This is a genomic window from Alteromonas mediterranea DE, from assembly GCF_000020585.3.
GTDB lineage: Bacteria > Pseudomonadota > Gammaproteobacteria > Enterobacterales > Alteromonadaceae > Alteromonas > Alteromonas mediterranea.
The window spans coordinates 3069974-3093939 of the sequence record NC_011138.3; the positions used below are offsets into that span (position 1 = coordinate 3069974).

At 43.1% G+C, this 23966-nt stretch carries 18 protein-coding genes and 1 pseudogene; 9 read left to right on the forward strand and 10 right to left on the reverse strand.

Going from position 1 to position 23966, the window contains the following annotated elements; translation table 11 throughout:
- Positions 1-46 precede the first annotated feature (46 nt).
- Positions 47-1258: a glycosyltransferase gene (locus MADE_RS13630; RefSeq protein WP_012517985.1), complete on the reverse strand. Its 1212-nt coding sequence runs from the start codon at positions 1256-1258 to the stop codon at positions 47-49.
- Positions 1259-2245, reverse strand: a complete 987-nt coding sequence (locus MADE_RS13635) for a glycosyltransferase family 2 protein (RefSeq protein WP_012517984.1) — start codon at positions 2243-2245, stop codon at positions 1259-1261. It lies immediately after the preceding gene.
- A gap of 189 nt (positions 2246-2434) precedes the next feature.
- On the opposite strand from MADE_RS13635, the gene MADE_RS13640 reads away from it, so the two are divergent.
- The 3 genes from MADE_RS13640 to MADE_RS13650 are packed head-to-tail and all read left to right on the forward strand — an operon-like array spanning position 2435 to position 5282.
- Entirely contained in the window at positions 2435-3673 is a 1239-nt protein-coding gene (locus tag MADE_RS13640; protein ID WP_041912775.1) for a TIGR03087 family PEP-CTERM/XrtA system glycosyltransferase, read from the forward strand.
- Positions 3670-4248 carry an acyltransferase gene (locus tag MADE_RS13645; RefSeq protein ID WP_012517982.1) on the forward strand — a complete coding sequence of 193 codons (579 nt, stop codon included), beginning with the start codon at positions 3670-3672 and terminating at the stop codon, positions 4246-4248. The genes MADE_RS13640 and MADE_RS13645 overlap by 4 nt, the downstream gene beginning before the upstream one ends.
- Before the next feature lie 2 nt (positions 4249-4250).
- On the forward strand, positions 4251-5282 hold the full coding sequence (locus tag MADE_RS13650) for a right-handed parallel beta-helix repeat-containing protein (RefSeq protein WP_012517981.1): 1032 nt from the start codon (positions 4251-4253) through the stop codon (positions 5280-5282).
- On the opposite strand, the gene MADE_RS13655 is transcribed toward MADE_RS13650, so the two are convergent.
- From MADE_RS13655 to MADE_RS13675, 5 genes are read right to left on the reverse strand one after another with little or no spacing between them, the layout of a single operon-like run.
- On the reverse strand, positions 5236-6717 hold the full coding sequence (locus tag MADE_RS13655) for an oligosaccharide flippase family protein (RefSeq protein WP_012517980.1): 1482 nt from the start codon (positions 6715-6717) through the stop codon (positions 5236-5238). The genes MADE_RS13650 and MADE_RS13655 overlap by 47 nt on opposite strands.
- Positions 6698-7846, reverse strand: coding sequence for a glycosyltransferase family 4 protein (locus MADE_RS13660; RefSeq protein ID WP_012517979.1), 1149 nt, complete (start codon positions 7844-7846; stop codon positions 6698-6700). Before MADE_RS13660 ends, MADE_RS13655 begins: the two co-directional genes overlap by 20 nt.
- Entirely contained in the window at positions 7839-9281 is a 1443-nt protein-coding gene (gene xrtA / locus MADE_RS13665) for an exosortase A (protein WP_080663243.1), read from the reverse strand. The genes MADE_RS13660 and xrtA overlap by 8 nt, the downstream gene beginning before the upstream one ends.
- 11 nt (positions 9282-9292) lie before the next feature.
- On the reverse strand, positions 9293-10138 hold the full coding sequence (locus MADE_RS13670; protein ID WP_023559807.1) for an XrtA system polysaccharide deacetylase: 846 nt from the start codon (positions 10136-10138) through the stop codon (positions 9293-9295).
- Positions 10139-10140: 2 nt separating this feature from the next.
- Positions 10141-11553 carry a TIGR03013 family XrtA/PEP-CTERM system glycosyltransferase gene (locus tag MADE_RS13675; RefSeq protein ID WP_012517976.1) on the reverse strand — a complete coding sequence of 471 codons (1413 nt, stop codon included), beginning with the start codon at positions 11551-11553 and terminating at the stop codon, positions 10141-10143.
- 148 nt (positions 11554-11701) lie between these two features.
- Here MADE_RS13675 and MADE_RS13680 point away from each other — a divergent pair, with 148 nt between their 5' ends.
- From MADE_RS13680 to MADE_RS13695, 4 genes are read left to right on the forward strand one after another with little or no spacing between them, the layout of a single operon-like run.
- Positions 11702-12334: an XrtA/PEP-CTERM system exopolysaccharide export protein gene (locus MADE_RS13680; RefSeq protein WP_012517975.1), complete on the forward strand. Its 633-nt coding sequence runs from the start codon at positions 11702-11704 to the stop codon at positions 12332-12334.
- A gap of 18 nt (positions 12335-12352) precedes the next feature.
- Positions 12353-13912, forward strand: coding sequence for an XrtA system polysaccharide chain length determinant (locus MADE_RS13685; protein ID WP_012517974.1), 1560 nt, complete (start codon positions 12353-12355; stop codon positions 13910-13912).
- Positions 13912-14811 (forward strand): XrtA-associated tyrosine autokinase, encoded by a 900-nt coding sequence (locus MADE_RS13690; protein WP_012517973.1) that lies wholly within the window; start codon positions 13912-13914, stop codon positions 14809-14811. Before MADE_RS13685 ends, MADE_RS13690 begins: the two co-directional genes overlap by 1 nt.
- Positions 14771-16516, forward strand: coding sequence for a porin family protein (locus MADE_RS13695; RefSeq protein WP_012517972.1), 1746 nt, complete (start codon positions 14771-14773; stop codon positions 16514-16516). The genes MADE_RS13690 and MADE_RS13695 overlap by 41 nt, the downstream gene beginning before the upstream one ends.
- Positions 16517-16617: 101 nt before the next feature.
- Here the strand turns inward: MADE_RS13695 and MADE_RS13700 are convergent, their stop codons facing one another.
- Positions 16618-17685 (reverse strand): XrtA/PEP-CTERM system-associated ATPase, encoded by a 1068-nt coding sequence (locus MADE_RS13700; RefSeq protein ID WP_012517971.1) that lies wholly within the window; start codon positions 17683-17685, stop codon positions 16618-16620.
- Positions 17686-17845: 160 nt separating this feature from the next.
- Positions 17846-19275 (reverse strand): annotated as a pseudogene (hldE, locus tag MADE_RS13705) (bifunctional D-glycero-beta-D-manno-heptose-7-phosphate kinase/D-glycero-beta-D-manno-heptose 1-phosphate adenylyltransferase HldE).
- A 31-nt stretch (positions 19276-19306) separates the two neighbouring features.
- Between hldE and MADE_RS13710 the strand changes: the two are divergent.
- Entirely contained in the window at positions 19307-19654 is a 348-nt protein-coding gene (locus MADE_RS13710) for a GIY-YIG nuclease family protein (protein WP_015067677.1), read from the forward strand.
- 4 nt (positions 19655-19658) lie between these two features.
- Here the strand turns inward: MADE_RS13710 and MADE_RS13715 are convergent, their stop codons facing one another.
- Positions 19659-20564, reverse strand: a complete 906-nt coding sequence (locus MADE_RS13715; RefSeq protein WP_012517966.1) for a DUF350 domain-containing protein — start codon at positions 20562-20564, stop codon at positions 19659-19661.
- 291 nt (positions 20565-20855) lie between these two features.
- On the opposite strand from MADE_RS13715, the gene glnE reads away from it, so the two are divergent.
- Complete coding sequence (gene glnE, locus MADE_RS13725; RefSeq protein WP_012517964.1) at positions 20856-23828, forward strand: bifunctional [glutamate--ammonia ligase]-adenylyl-L-tyrosine phosphorylase/[glutamate--ammonia-ligase] adenylyltransferase; 2973 nt, start codon at positions 20856-20858, stop codon at positions 23826-23828.
- The last annotated feature ends 138 nt before the right edge of the window (positions 23829-23966 follow it).

Consider the following 23966-nt stretch of genomic DNA (forward strand, 5'->3'; position numbering starts at 1 on the left):
GCCTTATGAAATGGTTAAAAACGCGGATGACCACTGGGATTTTGTTTCACGCTACACCCTTCAAAGACTTCAAAAAACGACTGACAGTGTTGTGTACTAGATAGTTGTCTTTAGCAAAAGCGCAGGCAGTATCGATTATGTCTGTACTTTCGTTATCTAGTGCTCTCTTAATTTTATCGCTAAGTGAGATAGCGTTTCCTGGTTCAGCTAACCAACCTGTCTTGCCATCAATGACGGCATCGGGAATGCCGCCGCTATTTGTACCTACCACTTTGCAACCTGCCAGCATCGCCTCAACAAAAGTTAGTCCTTGTGCCTCTACCCAGCCGTCGTCAGCACGCTTCGATGGGCCAACAAAAATGTCGGCGGCTGCGTAGTAATGGTATATTTCACTACTGTTTACCCAGCCTACAAACGTTACTGAGTTTTCTATATTAAGCTCAGCTGTTAAATCTTTATATTGTTGTTCTTGGTGACCACGACCTACAATAGCCAAATGCACTGAATAGCCATTGTCTAACAGCATCTTTGTGGCTTCAATGAGCTCTTTAACTCCCTTTTCTTCATTAACTCTTCCAACAAATAGCAGCAAATATTCTGTTTGTTTAGGGAGTAACTGTGCACGCAATGCCGAAACTTCAACGCGCTTTAACTCGGGTATAGCTAAAATACCCGTTGGCATTAGCACTAAATTATTCACGGTCTGGGGTGAGAGCTCTTCAGCTTTGGCCTTCGTCACTGAACTATTCACTGTCACTAAATCTGAGCGTCTAAGAGTGAATGTTTTAAACTCTCTAAGAAGGAGGCTGTCTAGCGCAAGTACGTCGCCACCATGAATAGTGCCTACATGTTTGGTTCTTGTAATTTTGCTTACTAGAGCACATACAAAGCCCTGTGGAATTAACCAGTGAGAATTTATCCAAGTTGGCCTCCAAATTAATGTCTGAAGTAGGGTAAAGAAAAATTCGCTTACCACTAAAACAGGTAGCTTGAACTTATTAAGCCAGCTTTTTTGCAAATTCCCCAACGCCCCACCTTGGTAGCATATCGTCTGACCTGATTCAGGAATCCAATATCGAAAACGACGTATTTCCACACCGTCCATTTCGTCTTTGCATTTAGCGCCTTTAAAGTGCGGTGCAACGACGCGAACTCGCGCCCCTTGATTCACTAATTCGCGAGCAAAGTTGTGCACGAATGGCGTAGTGCTATCGCCAGGCCAGCGCGGATAGTTAGACGTTACGATTAAAATCTTCATTCAAAATGTATCGTTTCTCGCACTCTCGCGTTCTTTATTTTCATCAAGCATCTGCAATTCCATTCTGCGCACTTTTTCTAACGTTTGTTCAATAAGTTGGCGATTGAAGTTTATCAGGTCGGCAAGTATGGCAATCAAGAAGGTAATAATACCCAGTAGAGTTAGTACACCGCCAAGTATTAATGATTGCAAATGGCCATTACCATCCCCCATCATGTAAAAAATTAAAAACCTAACGATAGGTATTAAACCTATTAGCGTAATTAGCGCACCCAGTAATACAAATACCCGCAAAGGCTGGTACATAGTATACATACGTACAATGGTGGTTAGCTGTCGCTCAATAAACTTGGGAATGCTTGTAAAAAGCCTAGACTCGCGAGTTTTAGCGTTAGTCTCAACGGGTACATGCGTTACCGCCATGTGTTTTTTACCCGATTGAATTAGGGCTTCAATGGTGTAGCTAAATGGGCTAATAATGTTTAGCTGTAGCGCTGCTTCTCTGCTGTAAGCGCGAAAACCACTTACCGCGTCTGGAACTTGTACGCCCGACACCTTTTTAACCACATAACTACCAAGGCGCTGAAGTAATTTCTTTAAGGGTGAGAAATGGTTTATGTCCTGCGTTTTCCTGTCGCCGACAACCACATCAGCCTTTTCTTCCAAAATAGGCTTTATGAGTTTTGGAATATCCCAGCCTGCATATTGGTTGTCACCGTCGGTGTTTACAATAATATCAGCACCTAGCTTTAAACATTCATCAATACCTTTTCTGAAAGTACGTGCTAGCCCACGGTTATTTTTGTTGCGAATGATATGGTCTACACCAAGGGATTTCGCCACCTCAATTGTTCGGTCTGTCGATCCATCATCAATAATCATGATCTCAACCGTATCTACACCCTCTATCTCTCGCGGAATATCGTTGAACGTTTCAGGTAGTGTATGCTCTTCGTTGTAACAAGGAATTTGTACAATCAGCTTCACGAGTATCCTTCTCCATAACTAATAAATGGGCTTTCTAGCTAGTGTGACAATTAACTCTTTACTGAGCAAGCTCAAAATAGCAATAACCTTAAAGGTTTGTAATTGAGCCGTTCAACTTTATTAAAGCTTCAATCCTGATAGTCCAGCATGTAGACTTAGTTTTTACCTCGATAAGCAGAGTGTTAGGTCTTGAGCAAACGGATTTTAGTAATTAGTCAACGCGTTCCCTACCCTCCGAATAAAGGAGAAAAGATAAGGACGTTTCATCAGATTCAGAGTTTGATAAGGAAGGGCTATGAAGTTGATGTAAGTTGCTCTTTAGAGGGAGCACAAGATCAGCAGCATTTGAAGGAACTCGGTAAAAAGATAAATGGTAACACCCAAGGTTTTTTATACGGGGAACCTAAATGGTGGCGCCTGCTTAAAGGGTTAGTAAGCGCTAAATCACTATCTGAAGTCAATTTTTTTAATAGGCGGCTGCAAGAGTCGCTTGTTCAGCAAGTTGCCGAGTACCGTTATTGTGCCGTGTTATTCACTGCTTCAAGTCTTTATCCTTACGCATTAGCATTACAAAAAAGTGGCGCTACTCACTGTTCAACGCCACCCGCTATTCTCATTGATTTTATGGATGTAGATTCAGACAAATGGCAACAGTATGCAACCCAAAGTCAGTGGCCAATGCGCGTGCTATATAAGCGAGAAGCGCACTTAGTAAGGCAGCTCGAAAAAAAGTGTATTGATATCGCCGACAAGGTATTTTTAATTGCCAAAGCTGAAATTGCGATGCTCAATAAAACGGTGACGACCTCATCGAAGGTTGTAGAACTAGGTAATGGGCTCGACGCAGATTTCTTCATGCCCAATACCGGTGTAGATAAGCAAAAAATAGTTAAAAACAATGTACTTTTCACCGGCGTCATGGATTATAAACCTAACATAGATGCGGTTATTTGGTTTGCCAAAGAGATATGGCCAACTGTACTGTCTCGCTTTCCTGATGCAACATTTACCATTGCCGGCATGAACCCCATAGAAACAGTAAAAAAACTGGCGGAACATCCAAGTATTGAGGTAACAGGCTTTGTTGATGACATTATGCCTTACTTTCACAGAGCAAGCGCTTTCGTCGCCCCATTTCAAATTGCTCGCGGTGTGCAAAATAAGGTATTGCAGGCAATGTCTTGTGGTTTGCCCGTTATTACTACCCCGATGGGCGCAGAGGGTATACTTTGTAAAAATGAAGAGAATGTACTTATTGCACGTCATGCTGACGAGTTTGCCGCTGCGCTTATCAATTCGCTAAGTTCTTCGGCCTTAGCCGAGCTATTATCCTTAAACGCCAGAAAAACTATATTAGAACACTACTCGTGGGAAAGTAAGATGGCGCCGTTTTTCAACGCCCTTACCGAAAACAGGCACCAACAATGAAATCTGTACTGAAAAAGTGTATTCACCTTATCGCTATCATCGCCGTAAGCCCGCTGATTGTTCTTTACTTCGTGCTGAATATAGTCTCGTCTGACAATTGCTTTGCTGCATTCAGCCAATTTTTAAGCCTGTTCCCAGGCAAGTCAGGTAACTTCCTACGAGGTGCGTTTTATCGAATAACGCTGACGGGTTTTTCTCAAGATTCCTATATTGGGTTTGCTACTTTACTTAGCCAAAAAAATACCGTGATTAAGCAAGGCGTTTATATTGGCCCTCAGTGCAATATTGGTGCATGCGTAATAGAAAAAGACTGTTTATTGGGCAGTGGCGTGCACATTTTAAGTGGAAAGCAACAACACAATTTTGACGATTTAGATAAACCTATTAGAGAACAAGGCGGCCATTTTCAACCGATTACCCTTGGTGAAGACACGTGGGCTGGAAACGGTGCTATTATTATGGCTAACGTAGGAAAAAAATGTGTTGTGGCAGCGGGCGCAGTAGTCACAAAAGACATTCCTGATTTCGCCATTGTTGCGGGAAACCCTGCAACTATCATAAAAATGAGGAAATGATCATGCGTCTCGTTACTTTTGCTTTGCTAAGTTTGATACACGTTCACGCACTGGCAGCGATCACCGTTGACAGTATTGATGCACTGGCAAGAGCAATTACACGCCCTAATTCGCACATTATTGTTGAGCCTGGCGTTTACAAGCTTAACTATCGGCTACAAATAAAAGCAGACAACGTGACTATTGCCGGCGCATCTGGCTCGCCTGAAGACGTTGTTTTTAGAGGCAATGGAATGCGCCCAGCATCGGAAAATGGTGGCGACGAAATTCTCATTGATGTGCACGCTGATGATTTTACCCTTACAGGGGTAACCTTAGAGCAAAGTGCTAACCACCTAATACAGATAAGAGCCGAACTGGGCGCTGACAATTTCACGTTAACGAACAGCATACTTCGCGACAGTTACGAGCAGCTTCTTAAAGTAAGCGCCAGCCCTAACCCAGACTCGCCTTATTCGCACAACGGTAAAATCAGCAATTCCCGCTTTTCATACTCGGCAACGGTAGGCCCCAATTATTATATTGGTGGAATAGATGCACATCGCGCTAAAAACTGGGTAGTGGAAAACAACCATTTCGAGAACATCGCCAGCCCCTCAGAGCACATTGCCGAACACGCTATTCACTTTTGGCGCAACTCTCACAATACAATAGTGCGAAATAATACGATTATTAACAGCGACCGAGGCATAGGATTTGGTTTAGGAAACGTTGATAACGAGCATATTGGGGGAATTATTGAAAACAACATTATTTTTCACAATAACAAAGGGCACCCTTACAAAGATGCAGGAATAGTGCTAGAAAGCGCTAAGGGTACTAAAGTACTTAGTAATACAGTACTGCTTCACTCAGGCTATCCTAATGCCATTGAATACCGGTTTGGTTTCACTCACAGCGTAGAAATAAGAAACAACGTAGTATTAGGTGCTATTAAACAACGAAATGGCGCTTCGGGCACCGTTGCAGAAAATGCGCAACTAACACTTAGCGACGAAAAGCGCTCAATGTGGTCCACGCTTCTTGGAAAATAAAAATAAGCGGGCCGCGATAGTCTTTGTGAGACAGCTTTATCACATAAAGTAGTATGCAGGGTAAATATGTAGCGCCAAACACCAAGCCGACAACCAACAATTTCAGTGGCGCCGACGCTATGCCCAACATACCGCCAAGTTTAAATGCTACCTCTGCGGAAAATAAACTAATGGCGAAAAAGGCCATTAGATTAATCATTACGCCGTACAGCATTTTCCATTGATTGCTAAACAAAACCCCCATTGCACTACCCGTTAGAAAAAAGCCCGCCGCTATACGCACTTCTATGAGTAATAAAATATCAGTATGAGCCGCAAGCGATGTGAGTAGCGCAGATGCAATAAACAACAAAGAGAACACATCGAAATAGAACAGAAAACTCACTTTACCGCGTGCAATCAGGCCCTGCTCAGTTACTTGTAAAATAACCCAATAAAAGAACAAAAAAATAAGCGAAGGCAGATACTCGGCTGCCATATCCCACTGCGGCCCAAGTAACGTTAAAACAACCACATCGGCAAAATATGCGACAAATATGGCTATGGGAGAAGCAATAAGTAGTGCAACGCAGTAGCTAAGCGCAACGTTTTCTAATAAGGCCTGACGTTTCAATTTTTCATTTCTAAACGAGGCAATAAGAGGTTCAATGGCAGGCCCCAATAAAAACCTTCCGGGTAACATAGCCACATCTCGTGCCATGTAATAATGCCCTGTTATCGTTGGAGAAAAAAACTTAGCAACAAGCAACGTATCAAGTTGAGAACGCAAATAACCGGCAATTTGTTTTCCTATGAGCCATTTTGAAAACGCCCACTGTTCGGCCACATTTGCAAGCGTAAGCACCGGACGTTGCTGCGATAACGCATGGCTGATCACCATTAATGTAAATGCCCCGCCTATATCAGCAACAACAAACGCCCAAACGCTTTCGAAAAGTAATGCAGAGGAAACAAGAAGAACGGTAGCGACAACCCGCTCAGCAAATGTGGCCAAGGTTAATAAGCCATATTTAAGGTGTCTTTTAAGCTTAAGGAAGTAGACAGAACACAGTGCTTTTAGTGGAAGCACCAAAGTAGCCACTTGTAATGGCGTTGTTAGCGAAGGCTGTTCAAAGAAACGGGCGGCAAATGGCGCGAGACAGACAAGCAACAAGCAGCAACATATCTTAATGGCTAAATTTAATGTCCACGCGCTTTGAATATCTAAAAACGAAACACGCTTTTTCTGCAATATGTAAGTTTCACTGGCTACATCGCCTAATACATCAACAAAGTAAAGCGTAATAGAAAGAATGGCCGCCAAGGCAAAGACATCAGGAGTGAGAACACGCGCAACAACTAAAGTACTTAGCAAGCCCAATAGCTTGCTAATTACCTGAGCAGCACTTGAAAACGCAGAACTGACCAGCGTTTTCTTAGTTAGCGAAGCGGTCAAACAGCGCCCTTGCTTTTGCTACATGAACATCCCAGGAAAACGTGCTCTTAACAAACTCGCTGGGCGACATAGTCAAACTTGGAAGCTTCTGCATAACCATAGAGAAACCGTCTACAATAGCGCTAGGCGAACTACAATCTATAACGAACCCCGTTTCTCCAACGCGCATGGTTTCTTTTGTTCCACCAGAATTACCCGCTACCACATACTTTCCGCAAGCCTGAGCCTCTAGTAGCACCATGCCGAAGCCTTCTATATCTCCTCCAATGGTCCTGTTAGGTAATATAAATACATCACACTGCTGATACATAGCTGCCATTTTGTCGTCGTCGGCATCGGTAACCACTTGTACATGGTCAGATAAACCCAGCGCGCTAATCTGCTCTCTCAGTTCCTGCTCAAGTTCGCCCCGCCCTATCACTGTGTAATGTAGCGTCGGAAAACGCTTTAATAATTCTGGCATAGCCTGAATAAAATAATCTTGCCCCTTTCGACGCTGCAGACGCCCTACCGTAATAACTGAAAACTTATCTTCCCAGCCAAATGCTTTTCGGATCTGTTCGTCTCGCGAAACAGGTTGGAAGTGTTCAGCATCAAACCCCGGATGCAAGACCACACATTTTTCAGCGTCAGCAAAATTCAAATGTTGTACCAGTGCTTTGCTGTTTTCGCTATTACAAATAAGGGTGTGGCTACGTTTGCATACTTGCTTTACCAGCAGGCTGTGTTCGCGGCTAACCGCAGCAACTTCTACATCTTCTCCATGTACATAACACACAACCTTAACCTTTGTTAGTTTTGAGGCAAGCCAAGCGATAACGCCTTCATGTATAACCCGCCCGCAGTGTATCTCTTTAATATTGTGCTTTTTTATAAGCTTAATAATCCGAATAACACTTACAGCGTAAAATTTGAGACCAGCAACACTTTTAATACCCCACTCGGCGCTTTGTAACGGCAGCCTTTCAATAACCATGCCGTTGGCGGGAGGCGTAATGTGTTGGGTGGCATTGTTCGTTGCTACAACAACCTGGGAGCCTGGTAATCTGGAATATAACTCCCAAAACCAGCGGCCACTTCCGCCCTCTACCGGAGGAAAGTTCTCAGTAAGCACTAACGTTTTATTCATAATTCTCGGTAATTTGCAATGTAGACATATCTAATGTGTAGGGCACTGCCATTATAAGTAGTTGCCCCCCATCATATTGACGCGTCATTTTTAAGTAAGTGACATATAATTTTGCTTTTATCGTAGACGTTAGTACTTTCCCATTTACTTCATACCATCTTGCTACCTTTATTTTCTTTTCATGAGGCGACGTTAGGTACAATACAGGTACTTTATGAGCCACCTCATCTGAGACTAAAATCTCAGTGTCTGTGCGTACTAGAGACCATTCTTTTTCTACATAAAGAAGATTTAGGCCACTGACTAGTTCACTGTCAAAGCGATGGAATTCAGCTTGTACTAATACGGCTTGGCATTGGCTATCAAGTATATATTGCTGCCTTACCTGTTTATCGGCATTTTCAATTTTTGGTTGCCAATATAGCGGTTCATCATCACACGCTTTAAGGTTCGCAATGTCTTTCGTATTAAAGGCACGGGTAGTATTTTCAGTTTTATAAAATGAATAAGACCAAGACCATACACCAAAAATAATCAATACAAGATAAACTAACGCCACTTTTTTAGTATTTAACTGTATGTTGCCACGCTGCATCTGACTAAGGTGTTCATTCTCCACGCCCTTATCACGAAGTAACTCACCAATACCTAACAGGCACATAATCACAAAGGCAAAGAAAAACCAGCCATAAATAAGGTGATCCGCACCGGCCGCATACTCCATATCAGTTTTGTGTGCGATGTAAATAATGCCGAAGACTCTGATAATATTTGCGACTACAGGTAAAAACACTGAAATTGTAACAAAAACAACTTTTTTGGTAGGTGACACAAAGCTTAAATAAGAAAAGAGCGAGCCTATTACAATACTTACTATGAAGAAGCTAACGCCAGAACATGCTTCAGCAACTAAAAAACGCCCTGCTGGGATCTCAATATACAAGCCATTTCTATAAAGTGGGACGCCCACCATTTTTAGCAACGTTACCGAGCCGTCGGCCGTTATTTCCTGTAGAAACGGAATTAATTGCTCTCCAACGGGGATTGCAAACAGCAAAAATACGAGGGGAAACAAAATACTTTTAGCAGCATTGTGTCCAATGATTGTCCATATCAGTACAGGCAAAAGCGTAAACGTTGCAATGTGCATGAAAAGCTGAATATCGCCAACGCGTCCGACAACATAGAGAACACATAAAGGAACAATGGCAAACAGTGGGAGTAACGTAGGCTTTATATTGTTAGAAAACAGCGAGTCTCGTTTTAAATAGATAAGATAGGCAGTGGTAGGCAAAACGAAAAAGCAGTGATTAAAAATTTCATTTCCCCACCATATATCAATAGCCGTGACAACGCCTTGCCAGAAAAAAGCCAACCACAGCAACAGCATTGAAAGTAGTACTATGCCAAATTCCTTGCCCATTCTCTTATCCATTAGTTATACCACTACACGGTTCTAATATCGTAAGCCGAGCTCATTGTTGTCCAGTTGTAGTCTTCCAACAGGCGAACGATTTTCGACTCCATTTTTTTAAGATTTACAAAATGTCGGAATTTGGACTTAAGTTGTGCCCCTTTCACTTGAGGGTGTTGCTGGTCTATTTCCCACGGGTGGAAATAAAAATTGTATGGCGCTGATTCAGAAGCAAAGAACGTGTCTATACGTTTCTTCGAGTACCAGTAAGGATAAAGACGGAAAAAACCACCTCCCCCTATACCAACATTTTTCCCAGATTTCCTTATTGTAGGAATGGGCAGCTCCCAAAGCCCCTCTATGCGTTGGTATTTAAACCGAGGCCAATCAGGCACACCGTACAAATCATGTTCAATTGGGTAGGTGCTAGACGAATATAAGAACCCCGCTTCTTTTACTATCTCGAAAGCCCACTCGTTGTCACTGTTAATGGAAAAGCTTGGGGCGCGATAACCATTTATTGCAACTCCGCCTATATCTTCCAGAATCTGCTTACTTTCGCTGACATCCTTTCGAAACTCTTCGGGCGACATGGTTGTCACCCTTCTGTGGGCAAGACCGTGACTTGCCAACTCATGGCCTTCGTTAACAATTCGCTTTATTAAAGATGGACATTTTTGTGCTACCCACGCCAATGTAAAAAACGTGGCTTTTACTTCATGTTCTGCGAATAGGTCTAGTAGTCGGTTTGTGTTGTGATCAACCCTTAAAGGCGCTTTATCCCACTCTTTCTGAGTGTAAACATTTTCAAAGGCTGACACTTGGAAGTAGTCTTCTACATCCACGGTCATAGCATTGAGACGACCCTTCGCCTTCATAATTATCGTCCTTTGCCGAATAACACAACTTCCACTGTGCGAATTAAAATAAGTATATCGAGTAGCAAGCTCTGATGTTTAACGTAGTACAAGTCAAATTTAAGCTTTTCCATAGAATCTTCTACACTGGCTCCGTAGGGATAATTTAACTGTGCCCACCCGGCCAAACCCGGCTTAACATTGTGTCGTTGATTGTAATAAGGCACTTCTCTGACAAGCTGCTCAACAAACTGTGGCCTTTCTGGACGAGGACCAATGAATGCCATTTCACCTTTAAAAACATTCAGCAATTGGGGGAGCTCGTCTATTCGGTATTTTCTCATAATGTGCCCGATACGCGTCACACGGTCGTCATTTTTACTGGCCCATTTTGCACCGTTTTTTTCTGCATCTGGTTTCATACTGCGAAACTTGATAATTTTAAATAATTTACCATTAAGCCCTACACGCTCTTGTTTATAAAAAACAGATACGCCAGTTCGCCTTCCATCGTCACAATAAATAATAAAGGCAGTGAAAAGCATAATAGGCCATACAAGCAAAAATATAATGAGCGCAAGGACGCAATTGAATGTGTAATCAAGCGCATCACGCAAGTAATTCTGACTTTGAAAACCGTTAGAGTAAATCACCCAACTAGGGTACATTAAGTTCACGACGATTTGCCCTGTTTCTCGCTCCATAAAGTCAAGAAGTTCAGTAACCTCTATTCCCCGCAATCTGCATTCGAATAGGGCTTCCACAGGCAATGTCCCTCTCCTCTGGTCACAGGCTATGACAATCTCTTCTATATCATTGTCTGAGATAAACTTTTGAAAATTGCCGTCCACCATGAGATGAATGATTTTTTCTTTCCTTATTCCATTCTCTCTGTTGTCACCAGGTATAGGAACGAATCCCACTAATTCAAAGCCAATTCTATCGACGTCGCGTCGCATACGTTTTTCAATAATTGATGCACGCTCACCTGCACCTATTACCAAGATTCGAACTTTGCCAAGCCCAAGTAGACCTAACCGATTGGTAAAGTACCTAAACACCACCAACGTGATAATTATTAAACACACCGATGCCGGCAAGAAATAAGAGTCCATAACCAGCTCGTTAAAAAGTGCTCGAGTAAGTACCTCTACTAAAAAATAGCTGAGTCCGACGCTTACGAAAATACGACGAATAATACCTCTAAACGTTTCTCTCAATTTTGCCTCATAAAGACCTACAGATAATGAGCAAAGTAAAATTGAAACCGTCAACATACCTACATTAATAATCAATTTCTCGACAGACACACTTGCCGATAATCCGACCTGAGTGAGAATAAAATGAGAAATGTACCCCATGTAGGCTATGAGCAACGCTTCGGTTATTACAAGTATGTTCGATCGTTTATTCTGATTGCGCTTACTTACTGCCACCCCTGGCCCCCTAAAACTTCAGCGTTTGTCCCATCATAAATGGATTTATTACAATAGACTAGAATTGTTNTTANCATTATAGTNNNATTTACCGTAGGGTAAACGACAAAGCCATAATTCAACCATAATGAGTGTAGGATGATCTCTTATGTTCTGTTTTAAAAAACGAATAGCTAGCTGCGTAATACTTCCACTATTTTGCTTGTACGGATGCAGTAACACTGGGGTCTTGCCTGAAGCAACCACCCGCGCATCTTTGACTACAGACGTCAACGATTACCAATACTTGATAGGTCCAGGAGATAGATTAAACATTTTTGTTTGGCGCAACCCCGAGTTATCAGCACAGGTTGTAGTTCGCCCCGATGGGAAAGTTACCACCTCACTCGTTGAAGATTTAGATGTGGCAGGAAGAACACCCACAATGCTTGCTAGAGAAATTGAAGACGTTTTATCAACGTTTGTAAACTCTCCTCGCGTAACAGTAAGTGTGGGTAATTTTTCAGGGCCGTTAAGCGAACAGGTTCGTGTTATAGGTGAAGCAGCTCAACCGCGAGCGGTTAATTACACTGAGCATATGACGTTACTCGACCTTATGATATCCGTTGGAGGTCTCACAAACTTTGCCGATGGTAATGATGCAAAACTTATCCGCGTAATAAATGGCGAAAAGAAAGTTTTCGAATTGAATATCGACGACTTAATTCGCGATGGTGATATAAAGGAAAACGTCGATATGCTTCCTGGCGATATTGTAATTATTCCGGAAGCGTGGTTTTAAGGATTAGATGTAGTAGTAATGCAAGAATTACAATCACTCTTTATATTAGGATCTGATTACCTTAAAGGGATTTGGATCAAAAAACGCTATGTCATTATTTGCAGTTGGCTTATCTGCCCAGCTGGTTTTTTATACGTCGCTAATCAGCCTGATTATTATGCGTCTAGCGCAACCGTTCATGTCGACACTCGCTCTATGTTACAACCCTTGCTCCGCGGGTTAGCCATCCAGACCAACAAGGCTCAGGAGATTAGGTTGATGGCAAAAACATTTTTCACACCTGAAAATGTCGCGAAAATCGCAAGAAATTCAGATCTTGACTTAACCACAAAATCCGATGCGCAATTTGATTCCCTTGTTAATAGACTGAAAAATCAGATTCAGCTAAGAAGCACCTCTAGGGATAATATTTATAGGATCTCTTACAATAACAGAAATCCGGCAGTGGCGCACCGTGTCGTGCAGGAAACTCTTAACCTTTTTGTAGAGGGAGCTCTCGGGGACAATAGACGAAATTCCGATAATGCAGAGCGATTTATTGACAATGAAATTGCGGAATATGAAAACCGTCTCATGGAGTCTGAACAGCGGCTTGCGGATTTCAAAAGGAATTACGCTGATATATTGCCTGTTCAGGGGTCTTTCTACTCTCGTTTAGCGAACGAGAAAAGTCGGCTTTCTACAATAGAGCTAGAAATAAAGCAAACAAAGAAAAAGCTAGAAGCCTTTTCCAAGCAACTCGCTAATGCAAAAACTCAGCTTTCAAGTGGCAATTCGGAAAACTCCGGCCTGTCTACGCGCTACGACTCTAGAATTCGAAGTCTAGAGCAAAAACTTGATGAACTTTCTTTAAGATTCACCGAGCAGCACCCCGATGTAATTGAAACTAAAGCGCTAATTGAAGCACTAGAGACGCGTCGTTCGGAAGAAATTAAAGCATTAGTTCGGGAGTCAGGCGAAGAGCCAGTGCAACTAAATGCACTCAGTAGAGACCTGAGCTTAGAGATGTCGAAACTAGAAAGCCAACTTGCTTCGCAATTAGTTCAGCGAGACGATATTGCTTCACGTATTTTAGAGCTCCAGTCTAAAATAGATCTTGTGCCACAGATAGAAGCGGAATCGACAGCGCTTAATCGTGACTATGGTATTCTAAAATCCAAATACAACTCACTTTTGGCACGTAAAGAGTCTGCGGAACTAGCGAAAAGAGCAGAGTTAAGCGGCGAAGATATACAATTCAAAATTTTACAACCCCCAAAATTACCTACTAAACCTGCTGGACCCAAACGAATTATTCAATATGTAATGGTCTTGTTTTTGGGATTTGCTTCTGGCTTGGGCGTAGCGTTTTTAATTAGTCAATTATCTCCAGTTCTGTTTCGAGCTTCGCAACTCAAATCGGTTACCGATTGCCCTGTGTTAGGTGTGGTAGGCCACTTGGAAATAGACAAAGTAAAAGGACGCAACCGTATAAAAGTACTTGTTTTTTCTGTGTCAACGGGCCTTATACTTTTGATGTTTGCTACGGTTGTTGCGATTGACATAACAAATAAGTCGTTCTTACAGGGGTTATTTTAGTGAAGAACACAATAGAAAAAGCGCTACAAAAGCAAGCCGCACAAAAACAAACGGACCCAAAAAATAATTCTCCAGAGCCTGAGGTGAATGAAGTACCTGAACTCAATCAAAAGGTAGATTTGGCAAAAAAGGAAGGTTCAGAGCCATCTGGTATCAAGCAAAAACACAAATTCAAGCTCAATTTTGAACAGCTTGAAGAAAGAGGCTTTGTATCAACGACAGGTCAACGAAAGCAAATTAATGAAGAGTATCGAGAGATAAAACGAAAGCTATTGGCAAACGCGTTCGGCCCAATCTCAAAGACGCTGAGTAATAGTAATGTCATTATGGTGACCAGCGGTCGCCCTTCGGAAGGCAAAACATTCACTGCAGCAAACCTGGCGTTGAGTATCGCATCTGAGCAGGACAAAACCGTACTTCTAGTGGACGCAGATGTGCTCAAGCCCAATGTGCTGCGAACTCTTGGCCTCGAGAGACGTAAAGGATTAATGGAGTATTTGATGGGCGAAGTCGAAGAAGTTTCAGATGTTCTTTACCCTACAAATATAGATACACTTAAAATTATACCTGCAGGTAAATACGATCATAGAACCACTGAACTATTAGCTAGCCAAAGGATGCACGATACGGTTGATGAATTTGCCAACCGTTATAAAGACCGCGTAGTGATTATTGATACGCCACCACTTATTGGCATCACCGAGTCGGCAGTGCTTGCTAATTTCGCTGGGCAAGCGGTGGTTGTTGTGGAGGAAGGCCGTTCGAAGTTAAATGATATAAAATTTTCAATTGAAAGGTTAAACCCTGAGATGGCTGTTGGTTTCGTTGTTAATAAGTCCATCGACAGTAGTTCGCTAAATGGATATTATGGATATTACTATGCCGAACGAAATGATTAGAAAGCATAAAATATCTGCGTGCCATGCATCTTTTTTTATTTTAATTTCGTTAGCGAGCATACCTGTTGCTTCTGCATCAGAGACAAGAATAACGTCAAACATTACTGCAGACGCTATATACAGGGAAAGTGAAGACAATGAGATTCGCTCGGATGAAACCGTCGGTCAGTTAAATCCAACCCTGTCGATTAGCTATCAAAGCGCCCGTATAAATGCGTCGATTAATGCTCGTGCGACCTATCTTGAGCGGGATAACAGTGAAGCATTGAATACTCAGCGCAATACCTATGGTAGTTATAACTATAGCTCTCGGGCGGAAATAATTGAAAACTTGCTTTTTCTTAGTGTAGATGGCGGTTTTACTTACAGAGATGGAAATGCGTTAAACTTTTTAACATCTGACTTTATCAACAATTCCGACTCTCTTGTGAAGACCAGGACTAATAGTGTCGCCGCATCGATGCAAACACAAAAAAACCGAAAGTTTGTAGCTAATGGTACAGCGCGCTACTCACTTACCGAAACAGATCAATCTGAGCAAGGAACTGATAGGCTGGAAGACAATAACTATTCCCTATCAGGCAATGCTCAAAGTAACGCTACAGAATATGGATTTATTTGGAATGTTTCAGGTAGTTACATAGAAACTGAACGCGGTGAAAGTTCGCAGAGCGATTTTATGACGCGAAATTACGTTGCCAATGCAGAGATCAATGTTATCGATGATTTTGGCGTCTTCGTTACAACACTTCATGATGCATATCAATACGAAAGTGAAAGTAACGGCGTGACTACTCAGGAATTTTACAGTTTTGGTGCAGGTATTACTTACCGTCAAAATAACCAAAGGTTTTTGCGTGTAGCAATTAATAGACAAATTGATCCAGATATAAATGTAGAACTCGCCGATGACGAAGATATCAATGAGGATGATTATTTTCTAAGTAGCGAACTTCGCTGGGCTCTGTCTACAAGAAGTAATGTAAGCGCAAATTATACCCGTCGCTCAACAGGAAAAACGGGGCAATTTTCTCTAAATTATAATACTCGGCGATTAAGGGCTCGAATAAACTATAATGATTCAGTCACTAGCTACTCTAGGCTGATATCTTCACCTGAGAGCTTAGGGTTGTTTGTCTGTCAACAAGGAAGTTCAGACATTTCATCGTGCTTTCAACCTGCAAGTTTAGATTACGATTTAAAGGCAGGAGAACAGTTTGTCGATTTTCTCGCTCCGAACTATGAAATATCAGAGGCTGTAATAAACAGAGAGTCTTTAATAGGGCAGGTCGGGCTACAAGGTCGTGTAACAAACTTGTCATTCAACACTCGATATTCACTTGACTCTTCAGTGGATACTGGCCGTCAAACTCGAACAATGTCGTATGGAACAAGCTTATCCCACCGCCTAGGAGTAAGAACAAAACTTAACCTTTCTCTTACCTATGCAAAAGTTGAAAATAACTTAAAGAGTACTGTTGGACTTGACGGAGAGAGCGAAAACATCAACGGCTCCATAGTCTTTCAACATACTTTTCGCTCCCCGTTATCGGCCAATTTTGGTTTCTATTATATAGAGCGTGATAATAATATCTTGATTGAAGAGGCAATAGGGCTAAAAGAGCGACGCGTACAGCTATCTTTCACATATACGTTTGCGAATAGAAACGGAGCGCGCAACGCTAACAGCCAAAATAACAACTAAACAACGATAGGGTTTAAACACAACCTTCTATGTAATTGACTATTTCTTTGGGAGTTAATATTGCGCAACATTGCTAACTTTGAGTGCCGAGCAGCTTTTATTTACTGATCTTTCTTATCATCACCCTTAAGCCGCACATACGTCTTAAACTTCTTCTTCATAAGTTTATCCACGTACTGCGTCATTTTTACTTTCTGCGAAATAGCGTCGTCTAGCGCGTCTACGAGTTCTGCCAGCATATCCAAGTAGTATTTGGTATCGCGAATAACATTGCCTTTCGGTGTCATGATAGTTTGGCTCTCAGGATGATCGGCAAAGCCCATATGCTCGGTAACTTCCGCGCCGGTTTTATCAGGCTCGAACATTTCGGCTTTCACTTCTTCGATAACTTCGTTTACCGCATCGGCGTCGAAGCTCTCAAGCTCTTCAAGAAAACCATAAAGCATCACCCTATCCATAAGGGTATTAATTTTACGAGGTATACCGCGAGAGAACATGTGTATGCGTTCTAACGCTTCGTCGCTAAACAATGCCGACCCGTTCCACCCTGCATGATGTAAGCGGTACTCGATATATTCTTTACACTCTTCTAATGAAAGCGGTGCCAAATGACAAGACGCCACGATACGCTGCCTAAACTGTTCCATATTTGGCGCACGTAATATAGGCTGAAGCTCTTCCTGCCCTAGCAAGAAACTTTGAATAAGCGGCTTACCGTTAAGCTGAAAGTTGCTCAACATTCTAAGCTCTTCAATTGTTTCTAGGGGAAGGTTTTGTGCCTCATCCACAAGCAGTAAAGCGCGGCGCCCTGCTTTGTTAAGGTCGTATAAAAATAGCTCAAGCGCTTTTAAAATATCGGCTTTAGAACGCCCTTCCGTAGGAATATCAAATTTAGACGCCACCATTTTCACCAGCTCATCGGGCGAGAGCTTCGGCGTTACAATTTGCGCAGCAGCAATATCGTCTTCAATTTCTTCAAGTAAACTGTTGGCTACGGTGGTTTTTCCCGTACCAATTCCACCAGTAATAACAATAAACCCCTCAGCCTGAGAAAGGCCATACTGCAAGTAGGACATGGCGCGCTTATGCCACTTACTGGCGAAGAAAAATTCAGGATCTGGGGTTAACTGAAACGGTTTCGAGTTTAGTCCATAATAACTTTCGTACATGCAATTTACCGTTATTCCATTAAAGAATGTGCGTTCAAATAAACAAACGTAATATTGGTTTGTATCAGCGCGCTGTTTTTGACCTATGTTGATTACACACATGGTAACCAACAACGCGCCGTTCTCGAAGTATTATCTCCGCTAATGTTTAAACGAAGCGCTAGCGCAGTTTATTTTGAGTAATTCGCTCAATAATACCTGTTGTAGACACGCCGTCTTCAAACGTGAGTACTTTGACTTGGCCACCGTTTTCCATGACTTCAGTGCCTCCCGCTATCTCTTCAATTGTATAATCGCCGCCTTTTACTAACACGTCTGGCAGTAAACGGGCTATAACACGCTGGGGGGTATCTTCCTCAAACGGAACCACCCAGTCTACGGCGCTCAAGCCTGCAAGCACTGCCATGCGGCGGTTAACATTATTTACCGGTCGGCCCGGACCTTTTAACTTCGTTACCGACTCATCGGTATTTACCGCAACAATTAGTCGGTCACCAAGTTGCGCCGCTTATTCTAGATAGGCAACGTGACCAGAGTGCAAAATATCAAAACACCCGTTGGTCATCACCACACGCTCACCTCGCGCTTTCGTTGCCTTAAGGGCAATTTCTAGTTGGTCTTCTGTCATTACACCGCCATCAAGATGCACAGACTGCTCACCTAACGCCAAAGCCAGTTCAGTATTAGTGACGGCAGATGTGCCCAGCTTTCCAACCACTACACTTGCCGCTAAGTTAGCAAGCACGCAAGCCGCCTGAAGGGGCAAGTTACATGCAATCGCCACTGCCAACGTCGATACCACCGTATCGCCAGCGCCTGTAACATCGTAAACCTCTTTCGCCTTTGCTGGCAGGTGAAACTCGGTGTTATCGCCGTCAAATAAGGTCATGCCATCTTCTGAACGAGTAACCAACAGCGCGCTTAAATCTAACGTTTCTTTTAACGACAGTGCTTTTTCTACTAATACCTGCTCACTTTCTATTTCACCTACAATACCGCGAAGCTCATCCAAATTAGGAGTAACTAATGTGGCGCCAGCGTACTTACCAAAGTCGCTGCCTTTGGGGTCTACCACCACGCGCTTATTTTTGCTTCGCGCTTTTTCAATGAGTACTTCAGGGTTGCTCAGACAACCTTTTGCATAGTCACTTAGAATAACGACATCCGCATCATCTAAGGCTAACTCGTATGCGTGCTCCAGTTCTGATTTATCAGTGTGAGCAAAGCTTTTTTCAAAATCTAAACGCAGTAGCTGCTGATTCCTGCTCATGACACGAAGTTTGGTGATGGTATCGAAGCCATCTACTGTAAAAACTGACAATCAATATCGTGAGTTTGCAAACGCTCTTTAAGAATTTTTGCATTCTCGTCATCGCCACACATCCCCAGCAAGGTTACGTTTGCGCCCAATGTTGCTGCATTCACCGCAACATTCGCCGCTCCTCCAGCCCTATCTTCAGAACCACTAACGTTTACCACAGGTACTGGCGCTTCTGGTGAGATTCGCCCAGCGCCACCGCTCCAGTAACGGTCTAACATCAGGTCGCCAACAATAAGCACCTTCGCTTTAGTAAAATCTGGTAATATCATGCTGAGAATAACTTTTTAGATATTGAAAACATTGGCACAGAGTATAACAGCCAAGGCAGGCAGTACACACCAAGGAAGCATAAATACCCAATGGTACCTCTATTTAATAGAGAACAAACTTGGGCAACTTTATACAGGAATAACTACAGAACCAAAACGCCGTATAGCGCAGCACAGAGGTGAATTAAAAGGCGGTGCGAAAGCGCTTAAAGGTAAATCGCCCTTGGTGTTTAGGGCGGTATTTGAGGTCGCAAACAAGTCTGAAGCGTCAAAACTTGAATACGCTGTGAAGAAAATGAGCCGCCTTCAAAAAGATAACATTATCAATAAAGGCCAGCTCAATGAATTGCCGTGTATAAAGTCGCAATTTGACGTGTGAGTCTCTACCCGCCCAATACGCCATTTATGATCATGGCATTACCAATGCTAAGCGTAAACCCTAGAGCTGCCACCCCTACATTGTGCTGCTGATCAACTTCTTGGCGGAAGTTCATACCAAACAAAATAATTTTTTTGCTGGCTAACACCAGTATATGAAGTGCGATTGCGAGTCCAACGCTAACAATAAGCCAACCAGTTACATTGCTCACATACCCAGATGGGTTATAAACCAGTAGATTTTTAGCCGCCGACACGATCATTGCGGTGCCAAGCAAGTTGCCCGTATGTTCGATAGCAAGCGCTAACTGCCCTTTTTCAAGCGCCCCTTGGAAAGAGTCATTTTGGTTATCTCTTGCATATCTGAATTCTAAAATACGGGTCATCACAAGCAGCATGGTAAGCACTACGGTAAAACCGGTAACAATCGCAATAAGTGCATTCATATCGCTACCGTCTACCCATACCATGATGTTACGTAAAACAATGGCACTGGCGACTAAACTGGCAGCATCGACAAGCGCAACGCTTACGCTGCGTTCAGCTATCATTGCGTGAGTATCAACTTTGTTTAATACAAGTTTATCGTGGGCGAAACGGCCAAATTTCACCAGCAAAATTCCCACGACCCCGAATGTCACCATGCCGATAGCGGCTTCTTTATAGCCTTGCCCAATATGCCGCCCCACTACGGAACTTAGTACAATGCACAGTGAAAGCATGCCTCCTGCAACACTAATACCAAAGGCAAAGTTGTCCTTAACACCCAACTCTTCTGTTACTGAAAACTGCCTAAATGCACCAGTAAGCCACTTCATAATCATTAGAAGCAGTAACGCTATTGCCACATCCATGGCAAGGTAAATTAATAGCTCTCGGGTTAGCGGTACTAGTTTTACTAAGGCTTCCACGTTATCTTTGCTCCTTGAACACACAAAGCTCCATGCTGATTATTTGTATTGCGTTAGTGCTGCAAAAACAGCGGCATCCAAATAAACAGCTTCCATCTATTACAAACTTGTACAAAGATGACAACGAACTTGTTCAGATTTATTTTAATAAGGGCCTGATAACATTGCGCTTGTGGTTAAAAACCTCAACGCTATCAAACCTTGAACTCTTGCGTTTTAAAATGGGTATATAAACCAATTCAACGCGGGTTTATCTTAAAAACGAGAGTATCATCAAAAGACGCGAGTATTATGCCAACAGACAACGAAAATAGCATGACAAACGTAGAACAAGCAGAAAAGTACTGGCAGCAGTTCTTAACAGCACCTGCACTTACCGACGACGACAAAGCCATAGCAAAGCAACATCATGACGTGCTGTTAACCGCGTTTGCCCGTTCTTCTTTCCTAGCTGAAACAATTATACAAAAGCCTTCGTTTGTTTCCCGTACTGTTGAGCAAACAGTTGAGCAAACAGTTGAACAAACAACCGAACAAGATAGCGATGAGCAGTTGCAAAAAAATGTCGACAAAGAAGCCTCCTCTCCTTGGGTGGCGATGTATCGCTCTGCGCTCGATATAACGCTTGAAACTGTAAAAACTGAAGATGACCTTTTAAAAGCATTACGTGAATACAGAAATCAAGAAATGGCCCGCGTTACCTTTCTTGATGTGTTAAACAAACAGGATATCAGCACATCATTAGAACGGGTTTCAGCGTTGGCAGATGTGTTACTTACGGGCGCATACCACTGGATTTATCAACATTTGGCCATTCGCTATGGCACGCCACAAAACAACGGCGAAGATATGCACATGTATATTTTAGGCATGGGCAAACTAGGCGGAAAGGAACTGAATTTCTCATCAGACATCGACTTAATTTTTAGCTACCCTGAAAAAGGTGAAACCCAAGGCGGTCGAAAGAGCATAGAGCACCAACAGTTTTTCACTAAACTAGCGCAAAAGCTTATTCAAGCGCTGAACAAAATTACTAACGATGGACAGGTTTACCGGGTTGATATGCGCCTTCGCCCGTTTGGAGATTCAGGCCCACTGGTAATGCACTTCGCTGCACTTGAAGACTACTACCAGGACCAAGGGCGCCACTGGGAACGCTTTGCTATGGTAAAGGCCCGGGTGATCAACGACGACAACTCTGAAGATGTAAAATGGCTAAATAGTATTTTACACCCCTTCACCTTCAGGCGTTACCTCGACTTCACCACCCTTGATGCCCTTCGCAATATGAAAAAGTTGATAGCGACCGAGATTCGCCGACGCCGTCTTAACAATAATATCAAGCTGGGTGCTGGCGGCATTCGTGAAGTGGAGTTTTTTGCCCAAAGTTTCCAACTGATTCATGGCGGTAGAGAGCCAGCTCTACAAAGTAAGTCTTTACTGCGCACGTTAGACGCGCTGACTGAGCTAGATATTGTGGAAAAGGATGTAACAGAACAGCTGAAACACGACTACCTTTTCCTTAGAAAAGTAGAGCACACCCTTCAGCAGTGCCAAGACCGGCAAACTCAAACCTTGCCAGATAGCGCATGGCAGCAAGCCGCCTTGATTGAGGTAATGGGTTTTGATTCCTATAGCACTTTTTTAAACCAGCTAGATGCAACCATGGCGCGCATTCACGGTCACTTCAATGAACTTGTGGAGGAATCACAAGACAGCCATTCCGACGAAGATCAGCTTTTTATTGCATGCCAAGACGCTTGGCGGCTTTCTTTGCAAGAGGAAGAATTTGCAGAGACCTTTAGCGAGCATTTATCTAGCAAGGACATTACAGGCGTTTATCCAATTCTTGTCGCGTTTAAAGACAAACAGCGTAACTATCGAATCGGTCAAAAAGGAGAAGATACATTAAACAAACTGCTTCCCGAGATTTTGTACGTGCTGATAAATCAACATCCCAATCACATCTCGCAGGTCTTAAAGCGTTTACTGGGCGTGATTGAAGCCATCACTGGGCGTACCACTTATCTCGACCTTTTACTCGAAAACCCAGATGTACTTAAGCAGCTGGTTAAGCTTTGCGAGCGCAGTGACTGGATTGCGCAAGAAATCAAACGCTTCCCGTTGCTGCTTGATGAATTGTTGACGCCTTTGTATTTAGGTCAACAAAATACCGATATTCATACCAGCAAAAAGGAATACCAGCTTGAACTGCGCGAAACCATGCTGCGCATAGAGCAAGATGACGTTGAAATGCTTATGGACGGGCTGCGCCAGTTTAAGCTCTGCCAGCAACTGCGTATTGCAGCCAGTGATATAAGCGAGTCGCTCCCGGTAAATAATGTCAGCGATAAGCTTACCGTTCTGGCTGAAGTGATACTTGAACACGTAGTAAATGCTGCGTGGATGCAAATGCGCCAACGCTATGGTGTGCCGTCACACCTTGAAGGTAACGACAAAGGCTTTGCGGTCATAGGGTATGGCAAGCTTGGTGGTTATGAACTCGGGTATGGCTCGGACTTAGATCTGGTCTTTTTACACAACGCCCCTCGGGGTATTAGCACCGACGGTAATAAGTCACTTGAAGCGCAGCAGTTTTATATCAAATTAGCGCAGCGCATCATGCATTTACTCAACACGAAAACCCTGTTTGGCCAACTTTATGAAACCGATTTGCGCCTGCGCCCCTCCGGCAACGCCGGTTTGCTTTGTTGCCATATAGATGGCTTTGAGAAGTACCAAACCGAAGAAGCGTGGACGTGGGAGCACCAGGCACTAGTTAGAGCAAGAGCAATATGCGGCGATGTTGGATTGCTAAAAGATTTTACTCGAGTTCGACATACAATATTGAGCCAAGTAAGAGACTCAAAATCACTGGCGACAGACGTATGCAAAATGCGCTTAAAAATGCGCGAACACCTGCTTTCTAAAAACAATGACAAAGTCGACTTAAAGCAATGTGTAGGCGGTATTACCGACATTGAATTTATGGCGCAGTATTTAGTGTTGGCCAACGCGCAGTCGGCAGATAGCATGACGACCTACCCGGACAACCTTCGCATTTTTGATACTGCGGTTAAAGCCCGTATTATCGACCCATCTACGGCGAGTAAGCTGCAAAAAGCGTATTTAAAACTGCGAGAGCAATATCATCATTTAACCCTTGCAGACACTAAATACGCCGACCAAAGCGAAGAGTTAGACGCTATACGTGAGCAGGTTAGACAGCATTGGGACACTCTCTTTGGCACATGCAGCGAATAAAGCTATTAGTCGTATGAAAGCCGGTTTTGGGGCGAGGAAGGAAGCAAGAGTGTAAGGGAACAATAATGAAGGAAAACAAGCCGCTATCGCCTTAAGCGATAGCGGTGTGAATTCAGTACCAAAATCAAACCGGCTAGC